The organism is Okeania sp. SIO2F4, from assembly GCF_010672385.1.
Taxonomy (GTDB): domain Bacteria; phylum Cyanobacteriota; class Cyanobacteriia; order Cyanobacteriales; family Microcoleaceae; genus Trichodesmium.
The window spans coordinates 1-3,783 of sequence record NZ_JAAHGT010000933.1; the positions used below are offsets into that span (position 1 = coordinate 1).

Below are 3,783 nucleotides of genomic sequence, written 5' to 3' on the forward strand. Positions count from 1 at the left end.
TCATATTTTCTATAGTATCAAAACTATTGGAAAAAATAAAGTACCTAAGCAGAATTAGTGTAAATTCTCGGAGATGTTCTACTTGGAGGATCTAATATCTACTCTTAATACTTGAGTAAAAAACAGTATAAAGATAGCATCAAAGGATTACATAGTAAAGGTTTAATCTCTAAATTAGCCTGTTTATTTATCTATCTAGATTCGAGGCATTTTAAGGCTATTGAGCTATTTTCCCACACCCTGTAGAGCTTTCACTTATTTTCGTCCTCAAAATATCAAAGTCTGCTAGGTTATTGTTTTTTGTGCCCAGGCGTTTTGTGAATAGCTTTCTCCTGAAGAAGATGCTGGGCAAACGACTAGGAACTTTGGAGAACTAAATCGGTAGTCAAAAAAGAGGTAGATTATAGATAGATAGATATATAAGCCATTGGGTATCAAGGCCCGCGATTAAATTTTTTAGCAGGATTCAGGAGCCAGGGAGAGCAAATATCAGAAAAAGGTTGAAAAATACTTCCAATCCCCCGATCCCCCGATCCCCCAATCTCCCAATATCTTTTTCAATAGATCCCAAATGGGTTCTATAGGGTATTGAGATAACTCCTAACTGGAGGTTATAGGCGGTCAAATCTCCCCAAAGTCACTGGCCGTGTCTCCAATTAGTTGGGTTTGAATCCAAAGGCAAAGATTGATTTTGAATCCTGTATGCTAATTCCTTATATTTTTATTGGGATCATTGATGATCGACATTCTAGGAATTAAGATAATTCGATCCCATTTAATTTTTGATATAGTATTTAATGTAATTTAATAAATCTTTATAGTCTTTAATAATATATGTTAAGTAAATCGGTGTTTACCACAGCTACAGTTCCTGGTAGTTATTGGCAATGGCGAGATCAGCCAATCTACTACTTATGTGCAGGTAAGCCTGAACAACCACACCCACCCTTACTATTAATACATGGGTTTGGAGGATCCACAGACCATTGGCGGAAAAATGTTGCAGGTCTCAGCCAGTTTTTTCAAGTTTGGGCTATTGACTTACTAGGATTTGGACGTTCAGGCAAACCAAACTGGCAATATAGTGGTCAGCTATGGCAAGAACAGATCAATGACTTTATTACCGAAGTCATTGGTAGATCGGTAGTCTTGGCAGGAAATTCTCTTGGAGGCTATACAGGATTATCTGTAGCAGCTCAATATCCAACTTCTGCAGCAGGTTTAATACTCATTAACAGTGCCGGATCATTTACTGAATCTCAGACCATTTCTCAACCTCCCTTATGGAGAAAAGTTATTTCTCAAACCACAAAGTGGTTACTTTTGCAAGACTTACCTAGTTTTTTATTGTTTCAATGGACGAGACGACGTAGCACCATTAGAAAAACACTACAGAAAGTTTATTTAGATCAAAGCGCCATTACAGATCAATTAATAGAAGATATATATCGACCTTCTTGCGACCCTGGTGCAGCCAAAGTCTTTGCCTCTATGTTTAAGACACCATCTGGCCAGAAAGTAGATTTATTGTTAGGTCAGTTAAACTGTCCCCTACTTATGCTTTGGGGAGAAGCTGACCCTTGGATTAAAAGCCAAACCAGAAGTGCCCAATTTCGCAAATATTATCCTCAGTTAACAGAATACTTCTTAAAAGCAGGTCATTGTCCCCATGACGAAGTTCCTGAGCAAGTTAATAAATTAATTCAGGAATGGGTTTTCTCGGCGGTTAAAAGGCTTTAGGATATGTAGTATAGGTTTCTATTATTTGTCGATCAGTAAAAACGAGGATGGATTCTAGGATTGAGCATATCATCTACAGGTTTATTGCCCTTGAGATGTTGTAAAACTATTAATGGGACATTATCAGGCTGGACTCGATAATACCAAATTTCATCCGGGATAACTCGTACTGTAGGGCCAGTGCTACATTGGCCGAGACAACCACTGGCCTCAACATTGACATCAACCAAATTTTCTGTCTCAGCTTTAAAGGTCTTGAGGACTTCTTGAGAGTTGTGGCGCAGACAAGACTGATTCTGGCAAACAAATACATAACGATCGCCAGAGTTAGTTTCCTGTTTTTGGCCTTCAGATGTTGACATTAATCATAAATTCTTAATATAGCTTTATTCTGTATTGTAAGCTTTGATTTAATCACGGTGCGATGCTATAGTACTTTCCACTTTCTTTTATGATTACCATTGAAGCAAAACAAAAAGGAAAAAGGAAAATTTGTATTTGTATTTTATAGCTATCATCATTACTCTAACTAGAAAAAAAGCCAAAGGTAAGTATGACCAAGACTGTATCAGATGTTATGAGCCATAATCCAATTACTGCCAAACCAGAAATGCCTTTGAAAGAAGCAATTAAAATTTTGGCAGAACAACGTATTAGTGGTCTTCCCGTAGTTAATGACAAGGGAAAATTAGTTGGGATCGTATCAGAAACAGATTTGATGTGGCAAGAAAGTGGAGTCACACCTCCACCTTACATTATGCTCCTAGATAGTGTTATTTTCCTAGAAAATCCAGCTCGTTATGAAAAAGAAATTCATAAAGCTTTAGGAGAAACTGTTGGAGAAGTAATGACTAAAAATCCTCTAACTACTACACCTGAAAAAACTCTCCCAGCAGCAGCTAGACTCATGCACGAGCGTAATATTCATCGGTTGCCAGTGCTAGATAATAATGGCGAAGTGATTGGTATACTAACTCGTGGAGACATTATTAGAGCTATGGCAACTGAGTAACTTTGATCTTATTCAACACAATTTATGGTAGGGGAGCAAAAATTAACAAATGTAATAATTAATTATAGATAATGATAATTCACATTACGATAAGATTAAGCCTCATACTCAACAGTTGCTCAAGATAGATCATTGATTAAAATTGCTAATGAAGGTATGATGCTAGGTAAAAAAGAAATATTGATAATCGCGATATTTAAGGGTAGAGAGCTGATAAAAATTAAAACATATAGAACTTATGGAAATGAGTGTTACCCCAGATTCAATTCAGCAACTACTAATATCTGAAGAATTAGGCGATCGCTTACGCGGAGTTAATCAATTACGTCAAATAGAACCAAAGAAGGCTTTTGAATTAATTCAAAATCCGATCAAAGACCAAGATACTCGTGTTCGGTACGCTGCGGTGAGTCAAATGTCAAGCTTGGGAAAACAAAATTTAACAATATCCCAAGAAATATTGCGTGACTGTCTGCTCAACGATCCTGAACCAGATGTCCAAGCAGCAGCAGCAGATGCTCTAGGAGGATTAAAAATCACCGAAGCTTTTGATGACCTACAACAGGTATACCAGAATACTCCAGAATGGTTAGTGAAAGTTAGTATAGTTGCAGCAATAGGAGAAATGGGGGAACCAAAAGCATTATCTTTACTAGAAGATGCTCTGAAATCAGACAATGAACTAATACAGACTATGGCCATTAGTGCCCTAGGCGAACTAGGAAATTTAGCAGCTATTCCTTTACTAAAACCTTTTGCTGTCCATAGTGACTGGCAAATCCGGTATAGACTTGTACAAGCTTTGCATAGGTTAGGAAGTCCAGAAGCAAAACAAATAATAGCACAGTTGGCTAGCGATCGAGTTGAGCAGGTTGCTCAGGAGGCCAAGCTATCTCAAAGTAGCTAGTACAGCACGGCGTAAATAAGATACCCATATTATGAGAGAATGGATAGAGCTAAGATTAATGTCTAAAAGAGTGTGTAATGGGTGTGCTATTTAAGCCAATGTGTACTAGTACAGTAAAAAGCAG

At 37.5% G+C, this 3,783-nt stretch carries 4 protein-coding genes; 3 read left to right on the plus strand and 1 reads right to left on the minus strand.

What is annotated here, in order from left to right; genetic code table 11:
* Nucleotides 1-834 precede the first annotated feature (834 nt).
* A complete protein-coding gene (locus tag F6K22_RS35165; RefSeq protein ID WP_293109137.1) occupies nt 835-1,740 on the plus strand; it encodes an alpha/beta fold hydrolase in 906 nt (301 codons plus the stop codon).
* Nucleotides 1,741-1,772: 32 nt separating this feature from the next.
* On the opposite strand, the gene F6K22_RS35170 is transcribed toward F6K22_RS35165, so the two are convergent.
* Nucleotides 1,773-2,102 carry a (2Fe-2S) ferredoxin domain-containing protein gene (locus tag F6K22_RS35170; protein ID WP_293109140.1) on the minus strand — a complete coding sequence of 110 codons (330 nt, stop codon included), beginning with the start codon at nt 2,100-2,102 and terminating at the stop codon, nt 1,773-1,775.
* Between the two features lie 191 nt (nt 2,103-2,293).
* Between F6K22_RS35170 and F6K22_RS35175 the strand changes: the two genes are divergently transcribed.
* A complete protein-coding gene (locus F6K22_RS35175; RefSeq protein WP_293109143.1) occupies nt 2,294-2,752 on the plus strand; it encodes a CBS domain-containing protein in 459 nt (152 codons plus the stop codon).
* Between the two features lie 244 nt (nt 2,753-2,996).
* Nucleotides 2,997-3,659 (plus strand): phycobilisome degradation protein NblB, encoded by a 663-nt coding sequence (gene nblB / locus F6K22_RS35180; RefSeq protein WP_293109146.1) that lies wholly within the window; start codon nt 2,997-2,999, stop codon nt 3,657-3,659.
* Nucleotides 3,660-3,783: the final 124 nt, after the last annotated feature.